Source organism: Pseudomonas sp. NPDC088885 (genome assembly GCF_044750025.1).
Taxonomy (GTDB): domain Bacteria; phylum Pseudomonadota; class Gammaproteobacteria; order Pseudomonadales; family Pseudomonadaceae; genus Aquipseudomonas; species Aquipseudomonas rustica.
Map to the genome: position 1 here is coordinate 1 of NZ_JBIVJB010000253.1, position 1,249 is coordinate 1,249.

2 protein-coding genes and 1 pseudogene are annotated in these 1,249 nt (G+C 54.5%); 1 reads left to right on the top strand and 2 read right to left on the bottom strand.

The genetic code is table 11. The features are described 5' to 3' along the window. The coding region (tsf, locus tag ACIP1X_RS29020; protein ID WP_400755993.1) for a translation elongation factor Ts at positions 1–739 on the bottom strand (739 nt) is incomplete at its 3' end. A 203-nt stretch (positions 740–942) separates the two neighbouring features. After that, a pseudogene (locus ACIP1X_RS29025) lies at positions 943–1,161 on the bottom strand (30S ribosomal protein S2); the annotation flags it as partial. On the opposite strand from ACIP1X_RS29025, the gene ACIP1X_RS29030 reads away from it, so the two are divergent. Beyond that, the coding region (locus ACIP1X_RS29030; RefSeq protein WP_400755994.1) for a type II toxin-antitoxin system RelE/ParE family toxin at positions 1,120–1,249 on the top strand (130 nt) is incomplete at its 3' end. The pseudogene ACIP1X_RS29025 and the gene ACIP1X_RS29030 overlap by 42 nt on opposite strands.

Consider the following 1,249-nt stretch of genomic DNA (forward strand, 5'->3'; position numbering starts at 1 on the left):
CCGCGCCCCCCCCGCTCCCAGGGATCTCGACGAACGCCTGCTCAACCAGGCTTGCTTCGGCCAGGAACTTGCTGATACGGCCTTTGACCATATTTTCAACAATGTTTTCTGGCTTGCCTTTGATCTTCTCTTCGTTCAGCTGCAGGAACACAGCTTTTTCGCGCTCGATCGCTTCAGCCGAAACTTCCGATGGCAGCAGGAACTCAGGGTTGCTGGCCGCTACGTGCATAGCGATGTCTTTGGCCAGTTCAACGTTGCCGCCTTTCAGAACAACTGCAACACCGATCTTGTTGCCGTGCAGGTAGCCACCAACAACGTCGCCTTCTACGCGAACCAGACGACGGATGTTGACGTTTTCGCCAACCTTGCCGACCAGTACCAGACGAGCAGCTTCTTGCGCTTCGATCAGCGGAGCAACATCGGTCAGCTTGTCAGCGAAGGCTTTTTCAATGCTTTCAGCAACGAATGCCTTGAAGTCGTCCTGCAGAGCCAGGAAGTCGGTCTGCGAGTTCACTTCCAGCAGAACAGCAGATTTGCCGTCTTCTTTCAGAGCGATCGCGCCTTCAGCAGCTACGTTGCCTGCTTTTTTGGCAGCCTTGATTGCGCCCGAAGCACGCATGTCATCAATGGCTTTTTCGATGTCGCCGTCAGCCTTTTCCAGGGCTTTCTTGCAATCCATCATGCCTTCGCCGGTACGCTCACGCAGTTCTTTAACCAACGCTGCAGTAATTGCTGCCATTTTCAAATTCCTCTTGGATAGGTTTTCAACCATTCCACCCGATCGAACGGGCGTTCAATTCTTCCCGAAGCCGTTTGTAGCCGCTGCACGTTACAAATACAGGGCGGGCGCTGCCACAAGTGGGCGCCAACAATTGGTTTTCGAGGTGGCAAAAAGGGGGCCAAGCCCCCTTTTTGCTTACTGAGTCAACGCCAGGGCGTCAATTACTCAGCTGCAGCTGCCGGAGCTTCTTCAGCTGCGAATTCTACAGTGCCGCCGCCAACATTGCTGCGACCACGGATAACAGCGTCAGCCATCGAACCCATGTACAGCTGGATAGCGCGGATTGCGTCATCGTTGCCTGGGATGATGTAGTCAACGCCTTCCGGGCTGCTGTTGGTATCGACAACGCCGATAACCGGGATGCCCAGCTTGTTGATCTCCGGTCTCCTCCGGGAAATCGGCTCGAAGCTCTGGAAGGAGATCGAAAAGGGCAATTCAGCATTCGGATCAACGCCCAATGGCGAATTT